This window comes from Pseudomonas synxantha BG33R (assembly GCF_000263715.2).
In the GTDB taxonomy this organism is placed as follows: Bacteria; Pseudomonadota; Gammaproteobacteria; order Pseudomonadales; family Pseudomonadaceae; genus Aquipseudomonas; species Aquipseudomonas synxantha_A.
In genome coordinates, this window is sequence record NZ_CM001514.1 from 4,760,182 (window position 1) to 4,777,194 (window position 17,013).

Sequence of the window (17,013 nt, forward strand, 5' to 3'; positions counted from 1 at the left end):
CCCCCGCAGAAAGGATCAGAGCAGGAAAATCGTTGCCAGGCCCAGGAAGATGAAGAAGCCACCACTGTCAGTCATGGCGGTAATCATCACGCTGGCTCCCATGGCGGGATCGCGACCAAGGCGCGCCAGGGTCATAGGGATCAATACCCCCATCAAGGCAGCCAGCAGCAGGTTCAAGGTCATGGCGGCCGTCATCACCACACCCAGAGACCAACTGCCATACAGGAGATAGGCCACCACACCAATCACTCCACCCCACACCAGACCGTTGATAAGGCCTACAGCCAGCTCTTTGCGCAGCAGGCGTGAAGAGTTGGCCGTACTCACCTGATCCAGCGCCATGGCCCGCACGATCATGGTGATGGTCTGGTTGCCGGAGTTACCGCCGATACCCGCAACAATCGGCATCAACGCCGCCAATGCCACCAGCTTTTCGATTGAGCCTTCAAACAACCCGATTACACGAGATGCGATAAATGCCGTGATCAGGTTAACCGCCAGCCAGGCCCAGCGGTTATGCAGAGAACGCCAGACTGACGCAAAAATATCTTCCTCTTCACGCAAACCCGCCATGTTGAGGACTTCGGTTTCACTCTCTTCACGGATCAAGTCAACGATTTCATCGATGGTCAGACGACCGATCAACTTGCCGTTCTTGTCGACCACCGGAGCCGAGATCAAGTCGTAACGCTCAAAAGCCTGGGCCGCGTCGTAGGCATCTTCGTCAGGATGGAAGCTGACGGTATCGCTGGCCATCAGGTCAGCTACTTTCTTCTCGGGATCATTGACCAGCAGACGCTTGATCGGCAACACGCCCTTGAGAATTCCCTCGTAGTCGACCACGAACAGCTTGTCGGTATGGCCCGGCAGCTCTTTGAGGCGACGCAAGTAACGCAGTACCACTTCCAGACTGACGTCTTCGCGGATGGTGACCATCTCGAAATCCATCAGCGCACCGACCTGGTCCTCGTCATAGGACAGCGCCGATCGCACGCGCTCACGCTGCTGCGTATCGAGCGCCTCCATCAACTCATGGACAACATCCCGGGGCAGCTCAGGTGCCAGGTCGGCCAGTTCGTCGGCATCCATCTCCTTGGCGGCGGCCAGGAGCTCATGATCATCCATGTCGGCGATCAGAGTCTCACGAACCGAGTCAGACACTTCCAGAAGGATGTCACCGTCGCGATCAGCCTTGACCAACTGCCAAAGTGTCAGTCGATCATCCAGCGGCAAAGCTTCGAGGATGTAGGCAACGTCGGCGGAGTGCAGGTCATCGAGCTTGCGTTGTAACTCCACGAGGTTTTGCCGGTGAACCAGGTTTTCAACGCGGTCGTGGTTCGGACCTTCCTGGCGGTGCGTGAGGTCTTCGACCACGCGCTGGCGCTGCAGCAGCTCGATGACTTGAGCCAGACGATCCTGCAGGCTTTCTTGTGTTTTCTTTACTTCTACTTCGGTCATAGGCGAACTCCACTCCCAGCAGCGGGGCACGCCGGAAGGATCAATCAGTCAATTCATGATTGGTAAAACGGGGTACTGAGTCACTACTGGGTAAGTCCATGGAGGTATTCCACAAGCCCCGACGGGGCTGACGGGCGCATGATACACCGCCCGGCCGTTTTAAACGTTAAAAAACTGGAAAGAACAAGCGCTTGCGAGCCAATGTTCAGTATTGGCTGCACCTATAGAAATGCGACGACACGCACGAGAGGGAAAACACATGGGAAAGATAAAAAGACCCACACCAGGATAAAACCTACATAAACCCCAGACGGCAAAAAGCCCGCACTAGGCGGGCTTTTTGTTTGTATGGTGCACTCGACAGGATTCGAACCTGTGACCGCTCGGTTCGTAGCCGAGTACTCTATCCAGCTGAGCTACGAGTGCAGATTGTGTTTTTAGACCAGATCACAACTGGTTGAAGCCGAGTTACCTGCATCGCTGCAACTAACTCTTAAATGGTGCACTCGACAGGATTCGAACCTGTGACCGCTCGGTTCGTAGCCGAGTACTCTATCCAGCTGAGCTACGAGTGCATTTGTTGCCGCGCATTATAGGCCGTTCAATCTCTATGTAAAGCTATTTTTTCGAGTATTTTCAACAACTTACCGAAAAAACCAGATTGCAACGTACTAAGCAAATAATGGCGGAGAACGGGGGATTCGAACCCCCGACACCCTTTTGAGGTGTACTCCCTTAGCAGGGGAGCGCCTTCGGCCACTCGGCCAGCTCTCCGCAACACGGGGCGTATATTAACCACGTTCATCCCCGTTTGCAAACATAAAAAACGATAAAAATTAAAGGCTTGGTTCTTCGTCCTTCTCTTTCTTGATCCGCAGGTAGATTTCCTCGCGGTGAACCGCTACCTCTTTTGGAGCGTTAACCCCAATACGCACTTGATTGCCTTTGACGCCGAGCACGGTCACGGTGATTTCGCCATCACCGATAATCAGGCTTTCTGCGCAACGACGAGTCAGAATCAGCATGCCTTTCTCCTCACGCATTTCAGTTCAGGAACAACAGTCTGCAAAAAAAAGGCATTCGACCTACAACCCAAAAGCCGTAGCCCTACACACCTAAGTATTGTCGAGCCCACGCAAAAGAACATGCGCCCCACAAAAAAATGAAAGGCGCGGTAAACCGCGCCTTCCTGGCAATACATCACTCGCCCTGTCGGGCCGGAGCGTCAAGCTCAAAAGCGGTATGCAGCGCGCGTACAGCCAGTTCCAGGTACTTCTCTTCGAGCACTACCGAGACTTTGATTTCCGAAGTGGAAATCATCTGGATGTTGATGCCTTCCTTGGCAAGGGCCCCGAACATACGGCTGGCAACGCCGGCATGGGAACGCATGCCCACCCCTACGATCGATACCTTGGCAATCTTGGTATCGCCAACCACTTCACGGGCGCCAATTTCGCTCGCAGTGTTCTGCAGGATTTTCAATGCCGCATCGTATTCGTTGCGGTGCACGGTGAAGGTGAAATCGGTGGTGTTATCGTGCGAAACGTTCTGCACGATCATGTCGACTTCAACATTCGCATCGCTGACAGGACCCAGAATCTTGAAAGCCACGCCCGGGGTGTCTGGCACGCCACGGATCGTCAGCTTGGCTTCATCGCGGTTGAAAGCGATGCCGGAAATGATCGGCTGTTCCATGGATTCCTCTTCATCAATAGTAATGAGGGTGCCCGGACCCTCCTTGAAGCTGTGCAATACGCGCAGCGGAACGTTGTACTTGCCGGCGAACTCCACCGCGCGAATCTGCAGCACCTTGGAACCAAGGCTGGCCATTTCCAGCATTTCTTCAAAGGTGATCTTGTCCAGGCGCTGGGCCACTGGCACGACGCGCGGGTCAGTGGTGTAGACGCCATCCACATCGGTATAGATCTGGCATTCGTCAGCCTTGAGCGCTGCCGCCAGTGCCACACCCGTGGTGTCAGAACCGCCACGCCCGAGGGTGGTGATGTTGCCTTGCTCGTCCACACCTTGGAAACCCGCTACAACTACCACGCGCCCTGCCTTCAGATCAGTACGAATTTTCTGATCATCAATCTGCAGGATGCGCGCCTTGGTGTGCGCGCTGTCGGTGAGAATGCGCACCTGGCTGCCCGTGTAGGACACCGCTGGCACGCCACGCTTGTTAAGAGCCATGGCCAATAGCGCAATGGTCACCTGCTCGCCCGTGGACACAATCACATCCAGCTCACGTGGCAACGGCTGTTGATCCCCACTGATAGCCTTGGCCAGGTCGATCAGGCGATTGGTCTCGCCGCTCATGGCTGACAGCACCACTACCAGGTCATCGCCGGCATCGCGGAATTTCTTAACCTTGTCGGCGACCTGCTCGATTCTTTCTACAGAGCCGACCGAGGTGCCTCCAAATTTCTGTACGATCAAAGCCATTTCCAAGCCGCCTCAGCCCGTAAAGGGGCGCCTAATATCCAATCCACCCGCACTGAACAAGCCCGTGACTAGACCACGGGCCGATTAACAGTGCCTTAAATACCTGCCTCGACAAACGGCACGGTCAAGGCCAGGGCCGCGTCCAGGGCACCGGCGTCTACACCACCGCCTTGTGCCATGTCCGGACGACCACCGCCCTTGCCGCCCACTGCCGCAGCGGCTTGCTTCATCAAATCACCGGCCTTGAGTTGGCCAGTCAGGTCTTTGGTTACACCGGCAACCAGAACGACCTTATCCTCATGGACACTGCCGAGCAGGATCACTGCGCGGCCGAGCTTGTTCTTCAACTGATCGACCAAGGCCAACAACGCCTTGCCGTCCTGCCCGTCCAGGCGCGCCGCCAGAACTTTCACATCCTTGACGTCAACCGCCGAGGCCGACAGATCATCGCCCGCAGCACTGGCCGCCTTGGCCTGCAACTGCTCCAGTTGCTTCTCCAGCGCACGGTTACGCTCCAGCACGGCAGACAGTTTGTCGATCAGATTGTCACGGCTGCCCTTGACCAGGCTGGCCGCTTCCTTGAGTTGCTCTTCGGCGGCATTGAGGTAAGCCAGGGCCGCAGCACCGGTCACCGCCTCGATACGACGCACACCGGACGCCACACCGCCTTCGCTGATGATTTTCAGCAGGCCGATATCGCCGGTACGGTTAGCGTGGATACCACCACACAACTCGACCGAGAAGCTACCACCCATGCTCAGCACGCGAACTTCGTCGCCGTACTTCTCGCCAAACAACGCCATGGCGCCCTTGGCCTTGGCGGTTTCGATGTCGGTTTCTTCAGTTTCTACCGGCGTGTTCCTGCGCACCTCGGCATTGACAATATCTTCCAGCGCCTTGATCTGCTCAGGCTTGATTGCTTCAAAGTGGCTGAAGTCAAACCGCAGGCGCTGGCTGTCGACCAACGAGCCCTTTTGCTGAACATGCTCGCCCAGCACTTGACGCAAGGCAGCGTGGAGCAAGTGAGTGGCCGAGTGGTTCAACGCAGTTGCGTGCCGTACGTCGGCATCGACCTGGGTATCCACTGGCGCGCCGACGGTCAGGCTGCCCAGCACCAACACACCGTGATGCAGGAAAGCACCGCCGGTCTTGGTGGTGTCGCGCACCTCGAAACGGCCGGACGTCGAGCTGAGGAAACCACAATCACCAATCTGGCCACCTGACTCGGCGTAGAACGGGGTCTGGTCCAGCACCACCACGGCTTCTTCGCCTTCGCTCAATACATCGACCGACTTGCCGTCTTTATAGATGGCAACGATCTTGGCCGAGCCGGCGGTAGCCTTGTAGCCGATGAACTCGGTGGGCACGTCAACCTTGACCAGCGTGTTGTAGTCCAGGCCAAAGGAGCTGGCGGAACGCGCACGCACACGCTGGGCTTCCATCTCACGCTCAAACCCGGCTTCATCGATGGTCAGCTCGCGTTCACGGGCGATATCGGCGGTCAGGTCCATCGGGAAACCGTAGGTGTCGTAAAGCTTGAACACCACGTCGCCCGGTACCACAGAGCCTTTGAGCTCAGCCAGGTCCTGCTCGAGAATCTTCAGGCCGTGCTCCAGTGTCTTGGAGAACTGCTCCTCCTCGGCCTTGAGTACGCGCTCGATATTACTCTGCTGCTGCTTGAGCTCCGGGAAGGCATCGCCCATCTCGGCAACCAGTGCAGCCACGATTTTGTAGAAGAAGCTGCCGGTGGCACCCAGCTTGTTACCGTGACGGCAGGCACGACGGATGATGCGACGCAGCACGTAGCCACGCCCTTCATTGGACGGCAACACACCATCGGCAATCAGGAAGCCACAGGAACGAATATGGTCCGATACCACCTTGAGCGACGACTGGCCTTCATTGGTGCAACCAATGGCCGCAGCCGAAGCGCTCAGCAGGTTGGTGAACAGGTCGATTTCATAGTTGGAATGAACGTGCTGCATGACCGCACTGATCCGCTCCAGGCCCATGCCGGTGTCCACCGACGGCGCCGGCAGCGGATGCAACACGCCATCGGCGGTGCGATTGAACTGCATGAACACGTTGTTCCAGATTTCGATGTAGCGGTCACCGTCTTCATCCGGCGAGCCCGGTGGGCCACCCCAGATGTCCGCACCGTGATCGTAGAAGATCTCGGTGCAAGGGCCGCACGGGCCGGTATCGCCCATGGTCCAGAAGTTATCGGAAGCGTAAGGTGCACCCTTGTTGTCGCCGATGCGAATCATGCGCTCGGCAGGTACACCGATTTGCTGGGTCCAGATGTCATAGGCTTCGTCGTCCGTCGCGTAGACGGTAACCCAGAGTTTTTCCTTGGGCAGTTTCAGCACGCCGGTCAGGAAGGTCCAGGCGAAGGTAATCGCATCCTTCTTGAAATAGTCGCCGAAGCTGAAGTTACCCAGCATTTCGAAGAACGTGTGGTGACGCGCGGTGTAACCGACGTTTTCCAGGTCGCTGTTCTTGCCGCCGGCGCGTACGCACTTCTGGCTGCTGGTGGCGCGAGTATAGGCGCGCTTTTCCTGGCCCAGGAAACAGTCCTTGAACTGGTTCATCCCCGCGTTAGTGAACAGCAGGGTGGGGTCATTGCCTGGGATCAAGGAGCTGGAGGCTACACGGGTGTGACCTTGCTCTTCGAAGAAGCGAAGGAAGGCTTCACGGATTTCTGCGCTTTTCATTAGGTTCTTCCACGGAGGCTGCGGCCAAAGGCCAGTGCGCAACATCATCAGACGGAGCGACGGCAAAGGGCCGCATTATATCGGCCCTTCGCCGGTGGTACAGCGTGTTTATGTGATAGAAACAGTCAATTAGACGGTCTGCACTGTCATTTCTGCGAAAATGCGACGAATGTCTGCACGACTTGCTCGATCTGTGCCCGGCTGACATCCAGATGCGTGACCATACGCAGGCGCGGCGCGGCACTCAACTTGATCCCGCGCTCTGCGGCAAAGGCTTTCAACGCCTGCGCCTGCTCGCCAATTTGCACATAGACCATGTTGGTCTGCACCGGCTCCACCGTGTAACCGACCTTGCGCAGTTCATCCCCCAACCACTGCGCGTTGGCGTGGTCCTCGGCCAGGCGCTGTACCTGATGATCCAGGGCATACAGCCCCGCTGCCGCCAACGAACCAGCCTGGCGCATTGCGCCACCGACCATCTTGCGCAGGCGCCGGGCCTTGGCGATCAACGCCGTGGAACCGCACAGCACCGAGCCGACCGGTGCGCCAAGGCCCTTGGACAGGCACACCGACACCGAATCGAAATGCTTGGCGATGTCACGCGCATCCACCCCCAGCTTGACCGCTGCGTTGTAGATCCGCGCCCCGTCCAGGTGCAAGGCCAGGCCATGCTCACGGGTAAACGCACGCGCCTTGGCCAGGTACTCCATCGGCAGGACCTTGCCTTGCATGGTGTTTTCCAGCGCCAGCAAGCGCGTGCGGGCAAAGTGGAAATCGTCAGGCTTGATCGCCGCCAGCACGTGGTCAAGGTCCAGGGAACCGTCCGCTTGCACTTCCAGCGGCTGCGGCTGGATCGAACCCAGCACGGCCGCCCCGCCACCTTCGTATTTGTAGGTATGGGCCTGCTGGCCGACGATATATTCCTCGCCGCGCTCACAGTGGGCCATCAATGCCAGCAAATTGCTCATGGTGCCAGTGGGCACGAACAGCGCGGCGGCGAAGCCCAGACGCCGGGCCAGTTCTGCCTCCAGCTTGTTGACGCTGGGGTCTTCGCCATAGACGTCATCACCGCTGACGGCGCCGGCCATCGCGTCGAGCATACCGGGGGTGGGTTGGGTCACGGTGTCGCTGCGCAGGTCAATCACGGTCATGAAGGGGGCCTCTAACGGAATGGATAAGTCCTTTCGTGTGTGATTACTGCGGGCAAAGCCACGCAATATCAAGCCCCCACTGCATTCAATCGAATACCAACCAAACAAACCGATATAGCTTATCGATACGGCAGTCGTGCAGTTTTTGAAAAACCGTGTTAAAAACTCTCCGCCGCCAGGGTTCTGGCGGCAACGTTCTCAGGGCGGGGTGCAATTCCCCACCGGCGGTAATTGCACGCAATGTGCATAGCCCGCGAGCGCTTGGCGCCTCGAACTGCTCCGGCAGAACGGCGACAAGGTCAGCAGACCCGGTGTGATCCCGGGGCCGACGGTCATAGTCCGGATGAAGAGAGAACGGGATTGGCACCTAAGGGCCGCGCACCAGGCGTGCTTGCGTACCCTTAAATCCCATTCGATTCATAACGCCCTGTTTTTTTCTTAAACAGGAGTCAGAACATGCAACCCACCGCAATCGACAGCAAAAGCAAAAACCATCACGGCGAGCGCGTCGCGTTTATCCAGGCCTGCTGGCACAAGGATATCGTCGACCAATCGCGCAAAGGCTTTCTTGCCGAAATGATCGCCCAGGGCTATCAGGAGTCAGACATCGACTTCTTTGAAGTCGGCGGTGCCTTTGAATTGCCCCTGCACGCCAAGTTGCTGGCCAAGACCGGTCGCTATGCCGGCATCGTCGCCGCCGCGCTGGTGGTGGATGGTGGCATCTACCGACACGAATTCGTCGCCCAGTCAGTGGTCAGCGGTTTGATGCAGGTTCAACTGGAAACTGAAGTGCCGGTGTTCTCGGTGTCCCTGACGCCGCATCACTTCCACGCCGGCAGCGAGCACACCACGTTCTTCTATGAGCACTTTGTGCACAAGGGTCAGGAAGCTGCGCGCACCTGCGCCGATACTCTGCATAAAGTACGGGCGATCCGTCGCAGTGAAGAGCAGCACAAACGAGCCGTTTAAGCGCAAGAAAATCTGCCCCGCCCATTTTCGATTGGCGGGGCATTTTTTTGCCTGAACAGATAGCATTTCAACATGTGAAAAAGCCTGCCCAAGGCGTCCTACTCCCTCCGTGCATATCTACCGTTTTGGCAACACGCGTATCTGGTTTAGTTAAAGCGCAGACCTCATTGGGTCTCTCTTAACCTAAACGATCAGGTATTGAATCATGACCAAAACGATAGAGAGTGAAGGCACTTCGGCCTCCACATTCCCGCGACCACGCTCACCCGACCTGGAGGCCAGTTCACAGGCATGGGATGCACAAGTTCACAAAGGCGTCGACGGCGAGCGACACTCGCAACATGTGCGCCAAGTCCCCTATGACAACCCCGCCGGTGACGGCGTAATCGAAATCCATCCGATCTTCAAGGACGAAAACGTCGTTATCGAACGGCAGATCTTTAGCCCCAGCCAACTCGATCAATTGTGGTTCACCACTTCCGACAAGCCTGACACTATCAGCATCAGGTCGCTCGCACATCTGCATAGCGCGTTGCATTCATCAGTGAACCAGCCGACGATTTTAAAACCTCGTCGACCTATCGAACTTCCGCGCTTACCGTCCCTGGCCATGCGTATCAACGAGACGGTTTACTTGATCCGTCTTGCCCCACTCCAGACACTGATGTTGATCACTCAGGGTGGCGATGACCGCATTCACATCGATGATGACGTGACAACCCATATCACTGTCCGCAGCGGTGATGGCAAGGATCGAATCCTCAGCGCAGGTCATTTCACACGCATAGATACCGGCCCAGGGGACGATTTAGTCACTATTCTCGACGGCAACAGTCATGTTGAGGCCGGCGATGGCGATGACGAGGTGCATGTTCACAAACGCAGTTACACCTTCATTTACGGAGGGCCTGGCAACGACATACTCAGTGGTGACGGCGATACGTTTATCGACGGTGGAGACGGCCAGGACCATATTATCGGCGGCGAAGGGCACAACATTCTCAGTGGTGCCGAGGACGGCGACCGAATTGAGGCAGGCCGCGGAACAAACGTTATCTATACCGGCCGCGGGCTTGACGACGTCACTCGGCTAAAGGCTAAAGACACCACTTACTACAGCCAGAACACCACACTCACCGCTGACTGTGCCGTGATGACGCACGCCGACACACCGCAAATACCCGCCTCTAATGAATTCGCCTCCCACATTGTCCACAGTGAGCCTGGCGGCTTGTTGCATACCGGAGTTGAGGTACAGGGTAGCCCTTCATTTATCAGCCGGGTGAATGACGATCTACGCCTGCTGCTCTGTTCGCCTACCGGCAAGCGACTCCTGGCTGAACTCACCCGCGCAGAGCGCAAAAGCGGGCGACCGATCATCATCCATGAGCTGATTGATCGTAACAACAGCGAGTTCATTCCAGACCCAGACACCGCCCCAGACGCCTTGATGAAGGGGGACAAACCGGGCACACCCTCTTACGGTGGAGATATCTGGTACAACACAGGCGTTCTATTTAAAGCAACCCCGAGCATCATTAGCCTGTTTCACGAGTTGTGCCACGCCTACTACTACGTTACTGGCATGGTGGAAAGCGGGCTCAGCGAAGAAAATTATCCACGCAGCCGCAATCGAAAAGTGTCCAATGCGGAGGTGCAAGCCACAGGCTTACCCATCGTGCCTGTAGCGACAACGTCTGCCGATGCGGATGACAATTCAGCGCCCTCGGCCCCGCCTGCGCCCTTCGAGCCCCCGCTGTTCAGTGAAAACAGGTTACGCCAGGAGCTAGGACTTCCACTGCGCCAGCATTACAACCTGATGTAACTAGACCAGCTCCTTACCATCGCTCGGCACGACCAATATGCCTGCGCGCAATCCGTTCTTCACTTTCGGGTTGGGAAAGATAATGCGCGCCCCCTCTTCTTCGATCACCCAGCGTGTCTTGGCCACGTCTTCGGCAAGCAGGTACCCCTTGGGCAACGACGAGAAGTTTTCCACGTCCGCCGGCAGGTGCATCACGAAGGCGTCGCTGTGCTTGATCACTTCGCGTGCAACGGCGAAGAGTTGCAGGCCGTCCAGGCTGCCGGTCTCAGGCTCGTTGCCCTCGATGATCTGCTTCAAACGCGCTTCCAGGCGCGACACATCCACGCCCTCGTTCTGCCCGAACGGGCGCGCCTTGCCCAACTCCAGGGTGAAAGCCTCGGCGCCGAGTTGCTCGTAGGTGAACGCGGTGAAGGTAATCGAGGTTTTGTTCTGCAGAAGTACCGCCTGCATGCCGGCAGCGTTCAGGCGCTCCAGCTCTCGGCGTGAATGCTGTCGGTCTTCCTTCCACGGGTACAACGCAAACTGCTCGATTTTCGAACCACGAATCGCGGTATGCAGGTCGTAATGCAGGCGCGAGCGGCCAGGCAGGCTGAAAAAGCTGCGGGCCAATTGCTCAAGCTCGGCGGCGCGCATGGCCTCGGGGCCGATGTTTTGTTCATGCCGGCCGTTGAACAGCCGGTTGATGTCCAGTTCGAGATAACGCTCGCCGCGGCGCATGGCCTCGGGATTGCCGAACAGAAACAGAATACGGGAGCGGGGTTTGATTTCCCCACGGGCGATGCAATGCAACAGGCGGTCGAGCAGTTCGATCGGCGCGGTTTCGTTGCCATGGATGCCGGACGACAGCAGCAAGTCACTGCCGTTGTCCAAAGCTTCAGGAGGACGTACTTCAAGCGCGCCCTCGCTGAGCCAGCGCATCTGCACGCCGTCGACAGTCAGTTGAATTTTTTGCGCCGGTTCGCGACCGGCGAGGGTCAGTTCAAGCAGTTTGCCGAGGGCGAGCATAAGCAGCTTCCTTAGTGGTTGCAGCCAGGACCATGGACGTGATCGTCGTCATCACCCTCAACGTCGGCCGGTTCCATTTCCAGTTGCAGGCTCATCAGGTTGGTCGCCAAGGGACGCATCAGCAGGTTGGCGTACTCGGCGTCGCCCTCTTCGACGTCCACACCAATCAGCAGTTGGCCACGGCCGTCGTGCTGGATCCAGATCTCCTTGCCCTGCCAGACCACGGCAACGCGGGTGCAGGAAGTTTCAAGCTGGGTGCCGTCGGTGTCTTCAAGGATCAGCTTCAGGGTGTCGGTCATAAATAAAATATCTCAGCCGTATGGCGTTAATTGATCTGGAAAGGATAAACCGAGCCCAGTTTAAGGATTTGCGTCAGTTCATCCAGTGCCGTCCGGCACTCAAGCAGCAACTGCGGGTCAGCCAGGTCGGTTTCGCGCAGGCTGTCGCGGTAGTGCTTGCCAACCCATTGGGTCAGGGTTTCGTACAGCGGCGCGGTCATGATAACGCCTGGGTTCACCGCCGCCAGTTCGGTTTCGTTCAAGGCGACGCGCAAACGCAGGCACGCCGGGCCGCCGCCGTTCTGCATACTTTGCTTGAGGTCGAACACTTTGACTTCGCGGATCAGCCCCCCGGAGCTGGTCAGGCCCTGCAGGTAATGCCACACACGCTCGTTGGCACGGCATTCTTCCGGCACGATCAGCAGCATCGAGCCGTCAGCGCGGGTCAGTAACTGGCTGTTGAACAGATAGGAACGCACCGCGTCTTCGACACTGACCAGCGCGCGGGGCACACATACCGACTGGAAGTTGCCGCCCAGCTTGCCCAACTTACCGTGCAGTTCGGCGAGCATCTGTTCAGTATTGAGGAATGCATCCTCGTGATAGAACAGCACTTCACCGTTGCCCACTGCAATCACATCGTTGTGGAACACGCCTGCGTCGATCACCGCCGGGTTCTGCTGGGCGTAGACCACGCCGTCATCTTTCAAACCGTGCAGGCGCGCAACGGCCTGGGAGGCTTCGAGGGTCTGGCGTGCCGGGTACTTCTGCGGGGCCGGGTAACGGGGGTCGAAGGCACTGCGGCCAAACACGAAAAACTCGACGCCCGCCTCACCGTACTCACGGCAGAAACGCGTGTGGTTGGCTGCGCCTTCATCACCAAATTGCGCCACCGCCGGCAACGCGGCGTGGTGAGCGAAGTGCTTACCGTCAGCGAACATCGCCCCCAGCACGCGGCTGGTGGTGGGGTGTTCGATGCTGCGGTGGTACTTGCAGTTGAGGTTGGCGGCGGTGAAATGCACGCGGCCGTCTGCGGTGTCGGCGCTTGGGCTGACGGTGGCCGCGTTGGCTACCCACATGCTGGATGCCGAGCAACTGGCTACCAGCAACGGCATGGCCTGCTTGGCCGCCTGCTGGATCACCTTGGCGTCGGTGCCGTTGAAACCCAAGTTGCGCAAGGCGGCCACATCCGGGCGCTCCTGGGGCGCCAATACGCCTTGCACAAAGCCCATGTCCATCAGGGCTTTCATTTTCTGCAGGCCCTGCAACGCCGCTTCCTTCGGGTTGGAAGACTGCTGGCTGTTGCTTTGGGAGGCGACGTTGCCAAAGGACAAACCGCCGTAGTTATGGGTCGGCCCCACTAGACCGTCAAAATTGACTTCACAGGATTTCATCGGCGAGGCTCCACGAACATCTGTTTTTATAGGCATCAAATTACTTGAACACACCACAGTTCAAATGTGGGAGGGGGGCTTGCTCACGATAGCAGGGTGTCAGTTGACTAATCAGGTGACTGACACACCGCCATCGGGCGCAAGCCCCCTCCTACATTCAGATCAGTGTAATGCCGGGGGTTAGCGTGGCTGGAACCACCAGGCTCGGCGTTTCCAGCGACGCCACCGGATACGCACAATAATCGGCCGCGTAATACGCACTGGCCCGATGGTTACCCGAGGCCCCTACCCCGCCAAACGGTGCGGTACTGGCGGCGCCGGTCAACTGCTTGTTCCAGTTGACGATACCGGCACGGCTTTCCAGCCAGAACTGCTGGTAACGCGCTTCGCTATCCGACAACAGGCCAGCGGCCAGGCCGTATTGGGTGTTGTTGGCCTCTGCGATTGCCTCGGCGAAATCCGCGTAGCGAATCACCTGCAACAGCGGGCCGAACAGTTCTTCGTCTTCGCGCTCGGTTACGCCGGTCACGTCGATGATGCCTGGGGTCAGCAATGCGGCCTGATCCTGTGGTTGGGTCATTTCCAGCAGCGCTACGGCGCCATTGGCCAACATCAATTCCTGGGCGTCCATCAAGGCTTTCGCCGCGCCAAGGGAGATTACCGAGCCCATGAACGGCGGCGGTTGCTGGTCGAACGCACCGACTTCAATCGTTGCGCTCACCGCCACCAGCCGCGCCAGCAATGCATCGCCCCAGGCGCCTTCCGGTACCAACAAGCGACGGGCGCAGGTGCAACGCTGACCAGCCGAGATAAACGCAGACTGGATGATGGTGTAGACCGCCGCATCCACATCGGCCACTTCATCCACGACCAGCGGGTTGTTGCCGCCCATTTCCAGAGCGAGGATTTTGTCCGGGCGCCCCGAAAACTGCTGATGCAGATGATTGCCGGTGCGGCTGGAGCCGGTGAAGAACAAGCCGTCTATGCCGGGGTTGGCGGCCAGGGCGATGCCGGTTTCCCGCGCGCCTTGCAGCAGGTTCAACACGCCCGCCGGCAGGCCGGCTTCGACCCAGCATTGCACGGTCAGCTCGGCAACTTTCGGGGTCAGCTCGCTGGGTTTGAACAGCACGGTATTACCCGCCAGCAAGGCCGGGACGATATGGCCGTTGGGCAAATGCCCCGGAAAGTTGTACGGGCCGAACACCGCCACCACGCCGTGAGGCTTGTGACGCAATACCGCGGTGGCATCACCCAATGGGCCGCTCTTTTCGCCGGTGCGCTCACGATAACTCTGCACCGAGATGGCGATCTTGTTGGCCATGCTGGTGACTTCGGTAGCCGATTCCCACAAAGGCTTACCGGTTTCCTCACCAATGCAGCGGGCGATTTCATCGGCACGGTTTTTCAGGGTGTTGGCAAAGGCTTCCAGCACGCTGATGCGTTCTTCCAACAGCAGACGAGCCCACGCAGGGAATGCCTGGCGTGCCGCCTGCACGGCGGACTCGACCTGCTCGGCGGTGGCGCCGTTGCCGGCCCACAATACCTGCTGGGTCACCGGGTTGCGCGATTCGAACAGCTCCCCCTGGCCAGCCAGCCAGCTACCTGCGATATACAGCGAATTCATTACTTGGACTCCCGAGCAGCGGACAACGGTACGGCACGCACTTGATCACCCACCACCAGTTGCAGGCGCTTGGCGGTCTGCGGATCGACCACCAGGGTACCTGCCGCCAGCCGGGCCGGAGCAGCAGTGATACGGCACTCCTCGCGCTTGCGGTTATGGATCAGGAACGGCGTGGCGTCGTCCCCCGGCGTGCCAATGGCCAACACCAGCGACTGGCTGTCGCGCACCGCACGGATTTTGCTGGTTTCACACTCCACCGCCGGGCCCGCATCGAAGATATCGACATAGCCCTGATAGCTGAACCCTTCGCTCTTGAGCATGCTCAGGGCCGGCTCGGTGTCCGGATGGACCTTGCCGATCACGTTGCGCGCATCCTCGGACAGGAAGCAGCTGTACAGCGGAAACTTCGGCATCAGCTCGGCGATAAACGCCTTGTTGCCCACACCGGTAAGGTAGTCGGCCTGGCTGAACTCCATTTTGAAGAAGTGTCGACCCAGGCTTTCCCAGAACGGCGAACGCCCGGCGTCGTTGGATACGCCGCGCATCTCGGCAATGATCTTGTTGCCGAACAATTGCGGGAACTCCGCGATAAACAACATGCGCGCCTTGGCCAACATGCGGCCGTTAAGACCGTTGCGATAATCGGCATGCAAAAACAACGAGCACAATTCGGAATTGCCGGTGAGGTCGTTGGCCAGAAACAGCGTCGGAATCTCGCGGTAGATATTCAGCTCCTGAGAGGCGCTGACGGTCAGCCCGACCCGGAAGTTGTACCAGGGCTCACGCAGGCCCACGGCACCGGCAATGGCAGAAATGCCGACCACGCGGCCTTCATCGTTTTCCAGCACGAACAGGTAGTCGGCATCGCCGCGCCCGGCTTCGCCGCGAAAGGTTTTTTCCGCCCAGCCAACCCGGTGGGTCAGGCGCTCTTCGTTGGCCGGCAAGGTGGTCAGGCCGGTGCCGGTGCTGCGCGCCAGATCAATCAGGGCCGGTAAATCGCTGCTGCGTACGGGACGAACGATCATGCTATCTCCTCGAACGGGCCGCTGTTGTCAGCCACCCGCGAAACTCTGTTTTTATACCGCTACCAAACGCACGCTCGCGCCTTCGCCAACGCCCAGGGCTTCGGCCGCCGCCAGGTCCAGGGTTACTGGCTTGCCTGGCGCATAGTCCAGCTCCAGCATCACCGCGCGGTAATCCTGCAACTGCGCGTTACTCACCAGGTACTGGCGACCGACGCCCTTGACCATCTCGCCGATCTTCACCGGTACCACGCGGCTCTGGGCGATCGAGCGAATACCCGAAACCCGTGCGTGCAGCGTTGGGCCACCGTCGAAGATGTCGATGTAGTGGTCGGTCTCGAAACCTTCGCGCATCAGGATGTCGAAGGTGATCTGCGCACGCGGGTGCACCTGGCCCATGGCTTCCTGGGCTTCGTCCGGCAACAGCGGCACGTAGATCGGGTAATGCGGCATCAGCTCGGCGAGGAAGGTGCGGCTTTTCAGCCCGCACAGGCGCTCGGCGGCGGCATAGTTGAGGTCGAAGAAGTTGCGACCGATGGCGTCCCAGAACGGCGAATCACCGTTTTCGTCGCTGTAGCCGACAATCTCGGTTACCACCGAATCGGCAAAGCGCTCGGGGTGGCTGGCAACGAACAACAGGCGGCCACGGGAGTTGAGTTCCGACCAGGGCGATCCGACCAATTCCGGCACCACGTAGAAACTGGTGAGCAGGCTGTTACCGGTCAGGTCATGGCACTGGGAAAGCACGTGGATCTTGTTATGGATCTTCAGCTCTCGGGAGGCGTGCACGAAGGTTTCGTTACGGAAACTGTAGAACGGTTCGGAGTAGCCGGCTGAAGCAACGATGGCCGAGCAGCCGGCGAGCTTGCCGGTATCGGTGTCTTCGAGCACGAAGAAATAGCTCTCTTCACCGTTGAAGCTTACCTCGGCCGCGAAAGAAGCTTCGCTGGCGGCGATCTTGTCGCTCAGGCGTTCAACATCGTCCGGCAAGGAAGTAACACCAATCGGGCTGTCTGCAGCCAGACGCTGTACCTCGCCCAGATCAGCCATTTGCGCGGGGCGCATCACCAGCATGGTGTTACTCCTTAACTCGAAAAACTCATGGAAAAAAATACCGGACAGGTCAGGAAC

At 58.5% G+C, this 17,013-nt stretch carries 13 protein-coding genes, 3 tRNA genes and 1 riboswitch; of the genes, 2 read left to right on the forward strand and 14 right to left on the reverse strand.

Translation table 11 applies throughout. The features are described from left to right. Positions 1 to 15: 15 nt before the first annotated feature. The 8 genes from mgtE to ltaE form a co-directional block, all read right to left on the reverse strand. On the reverse strand, positions 16 to 1,458 hold the full coding sequence (mgtE, locus tag PSEBG33_RS06730) for a magnesium transporter (protein WP_005790606.1): 1,443 nt from the start codon (positions 1,456 to 1,458) through the stop codon (positions 16 to 18). A 349-nt stretch (positions 1,459 to 1,807) separates the two neighbouring features. After that, a tRNA-Arg gene (locus tag PSEBG33_RS06725) sits at positions 1,808 to 1,884 on the reverse strand. 72 nt (positions 1,885 to 1,956) lie between these two features. Then, positions 1,957 to 2,033 (reverse strand) — tRNA-Arg (locus tag PSEBG33_RS06720). A gap of 108 nt (positions 2,034 to 2,141) precedes the next feature. Next, positions 2,142 to 2,232: transfer RNA gene (locus PSEBG33_RS06715), tRNA-Ser, on the reverse strand. Positions 2,233 to 2,294: 62 nt separating this feature from the next. Continuing rightward, on the reverse strand, positions 2,295 to 2,483 hold the full coding sequence (gene csrA / locus PSEBG33_RS06710; protein ID WP_003175645.1) for a carbon storage regulator CsrA: 189 nt from the start codon (positions 2,481 to 2,483) through the stop codon (positions 2,295 to 2,297). 175 nt (positions 2,484 to 2,658) lie between these two features. Continuing rightward, positions 2,659 to 3,900 (reverse strand): aspartate kinase, encoded by a 1,242-nt coding sequence (locus PSEBG33_RS06705; protein WP_005790609.1) that lies wholly within the window; start codon positions 3,898 to 3,900, stop codon positions 2,659 to 2,661. Positions 3,901 to 3,995: 95 nt separating this feature from the next. Beyond that, positions 3,996 to 6,614, reverse strand: a complete 2,619-nt coding sequence (gene alaS / locus PSEBG33_RS06700; protein WP_005790610.1) for an alanine--tRNA ligase — start codon at positions 6,612 to 6,614, stop codon at positions 3,996 to 3,998. A 146-nt stretch (positions 6,615 to 6,760) separates the two neighbouring features. Beyond that, positions 6,761 to 7,765 carry a low-specificity L-threonine aldolase gene (gene ltaE / locus PSEBG33_RS06695; protein WP_005790613.1) on the reverse strand — a complete coding sequence of 335 codons (1,005 nt, stop codon included), beginning with the start codon at positions 7,763 to 7,765 and terminating at the stop codon, positions 6,761 to 6,763. Positions 7,766 to 7,955: 190 nt separating this feature from the next. Further along, positions 7,956 to 8,125: riboswitch (FMN riboswitch) on the forward strand. 96 nt (positions 8,126 to 8,221) lie between these two features. Between ltaE and PSEBG33_RS06690 the strand changes: the two genes are divergently transcribed. Both PSEBG33_RS06690 and PSEBG33_RS06685 read left to right on the forward strand, forming a co-directional pair. Then, on the forward strand, positions 8,222 to 8,734 hold the full coding sequence (locus PSEBG33_RS06690) for a 6,7-dimethyl-8-ribityllumazine synthase (RefSeq protein ID WP_005790615.1): 513 nt from the start codon (positions 8,222 to 8,224) through the stop codon (positions 8,732 to 8,734). Positions 8,735 to 8,939: 205 nt separating this feature from the next. Continuing rightward, positions 8,940 to 10,559 carry a M91 family zinc metallopeptidase gene (locus PSEBG33_RS06685; protein ID WP_005790617.1) on the forward strand — a complete coding sequence of 540 codons (1,620 nt, stop codon included), beginning with the start codon at positions 8,940 to 8,942 and terminating at the stop codon, positions 10,557 to 10,559. On the opposite strand, the gene astE is transcribed toward PSEBG33_RS06685, so the two are convergent. The 6 genes from astE to aruF form a co-directional block, all read right to left on the reverse strand. Continuing rightward, on the reverse strand, positions 10,560 to 11,564 hold the full coding sequence (gene astE, locus PSEBG33_RS06680; protein ID WP_005790619.1) for a succinylglutamate desuccinylase: 1,005 nt from the start codon (positions 11,562 to 11,564) through the stop codon (positions 10,560 to 10,562). Between the two features lie 11 nt (positions 11,565 to 11,575). Further along, a complete protein-coding gene (locus PSEBG33_RS06675) occupies positions 11,576 to 11,863 on the reverse strand; it encodes a hypothetical protein (RefSeq protein WP_003175651.1) in 288 nt (95 codons plus the stop codon). A gap of 26 nt (positions 11,864 to 11,889) precedes the next feature. Then, positions 11,890 to 13,236 (reverse strand): N-succinylarginine dihydrolase, encoded by a 1,347-nt coding sequence (gene astB / locus PSEBG33_RS06670; protein ID WP_005790621.1) that lies wholly within the window; start codon positions 13,234 to 13,236, stop codon positions 11,890 to 11,892. A gap of 157 nt (positions 13,237 to 13,393) precedes the next feature. Further along, positions 13,394 to 14,860 (reverse strand): succinylglutamate-semialdehyde dehydrogenase, encoded by a 1,467-nt coding sequence (gene astD / locus PSEBG33_RS06665; protein WP_005790624.1) that lies wholly within the window; start codon positions 14,858 to 14,860, stop codon positions 13,394 to 13,396. Continuing rightward, a complete protein-coding gene (astA, locus tag PSEBG33_RS06660) occupies positions 14,860 to 15,885 on the reverse strand; it encodes an arginine N-succinyltransferase (RefSeq protein WP_005790626.1) in 1,026 nt (341 codons plus the stop codon). The genes astD and astA overlap by 1 nt, the downstream gene beginning before the upstream one ends. A 51-nt stretch (positions 15,886 to 15,936) precedes the next feature. Further along, positions 15,937 to 16,956 (reverse strand): arginine/ornithine succinyltransferase subunit alpha, encoded by a 1,020-nt coding sequence (gene aruF, locus PSEBG33_RS06655; RefSeq protein ID WP_005790628.1) that lies wholly within the window; start codon positions 16,954 to 16,956, stop codon positions 15,937 to 15,939. Positions 16,957 to 17,013 lie beyond the last annotated feature (57 nt).

Coding starts and splice junctions, on each gene's coding strand:
- PSEBG33_RS06690 (WP_005790615.1), top strand. CDS start 8,222: ATGCAACCCACCGCAATCGACAGCAAAAGCAAAAACCATCACGGCGAG.
- astD (WP_005790624.1), bottom strand. CDS start 14,860: ATGAATTCGCTGTATATCGCAGGTAGCTGGCTGGCTGGCCAGGGGGAG.
- aruF (WP_005790628.1), bottom strand. CDS start 16,956: ATGCTGGTGATGCGCCCCGCGCAAATGGCTGATCTGGGCGAGGTACAG.
- astB (WP_005790621.1), bottom strand. CDS start 13,236: ATGAAATCCTGTGAAGTCAATTTTGACGGTCTAGTGGGGCCGACCCAT.
- astA (WP_005790626.1), bottom strand. CDS start 15,885: ATGATCGTTCGTCCCGTACGCAGCAGCGATTTACCGGCCCTGATTGAT.
- alaS (WP_005790610.1), bottom strand. CDS start 6,614: ATGAAAAGCGCAGAAATCCGTGAAGCCTTCCTTCGCTTCTTCGAAGAG.
- PSEBG33_RS06705 (WP_005790609.1), bottom strand. CDS start 3,900: ATGGCTTTGATCGTACAGAAATTTGGAGGCACCTCGGTCGGCTCTGTA.
- astE (WP_005790619.1), bottom strand. CDS start 11,564: ATGCTCGCCCTCGGCAAACTGCTTGAACTGACCCTCGCCGGTCGCGAA.
- PSEBG33_RS06675 (WP_003175651.1), bottom strand. CDS start 11,863: ATGACCGACACCCTGAAGCTGATCCTTGAAGACACCGACGGCACCCAG.
- PSEBG33_RS06685 (WP_005790617.1), top strand. CDS start 8,940: ATGACCAAAACGATAGAGAGTGAAGGCACTTCGGCCTCCACATTCCCG.
- ltaE (WP_005790613.1), bottom strand. CDS start 7,765: ATGACCGTGATTGACCTGCGCAGCGACACCGTGACCCAACCCACCCCC.
- csrA (WP_003175645.1), bottom strand. CDS start 2,483: ATGCTGATTCTGACTCGTCGTTGCGCAGAAAGCCTGATTATCGGTGAT.
- mgtE (WP_005790606.1), bottom strand. CDS start 1,458: ATGACCGAAGTAGAAGTAAAGAAAACACAAGAAAGCCTGCAGGATCGT.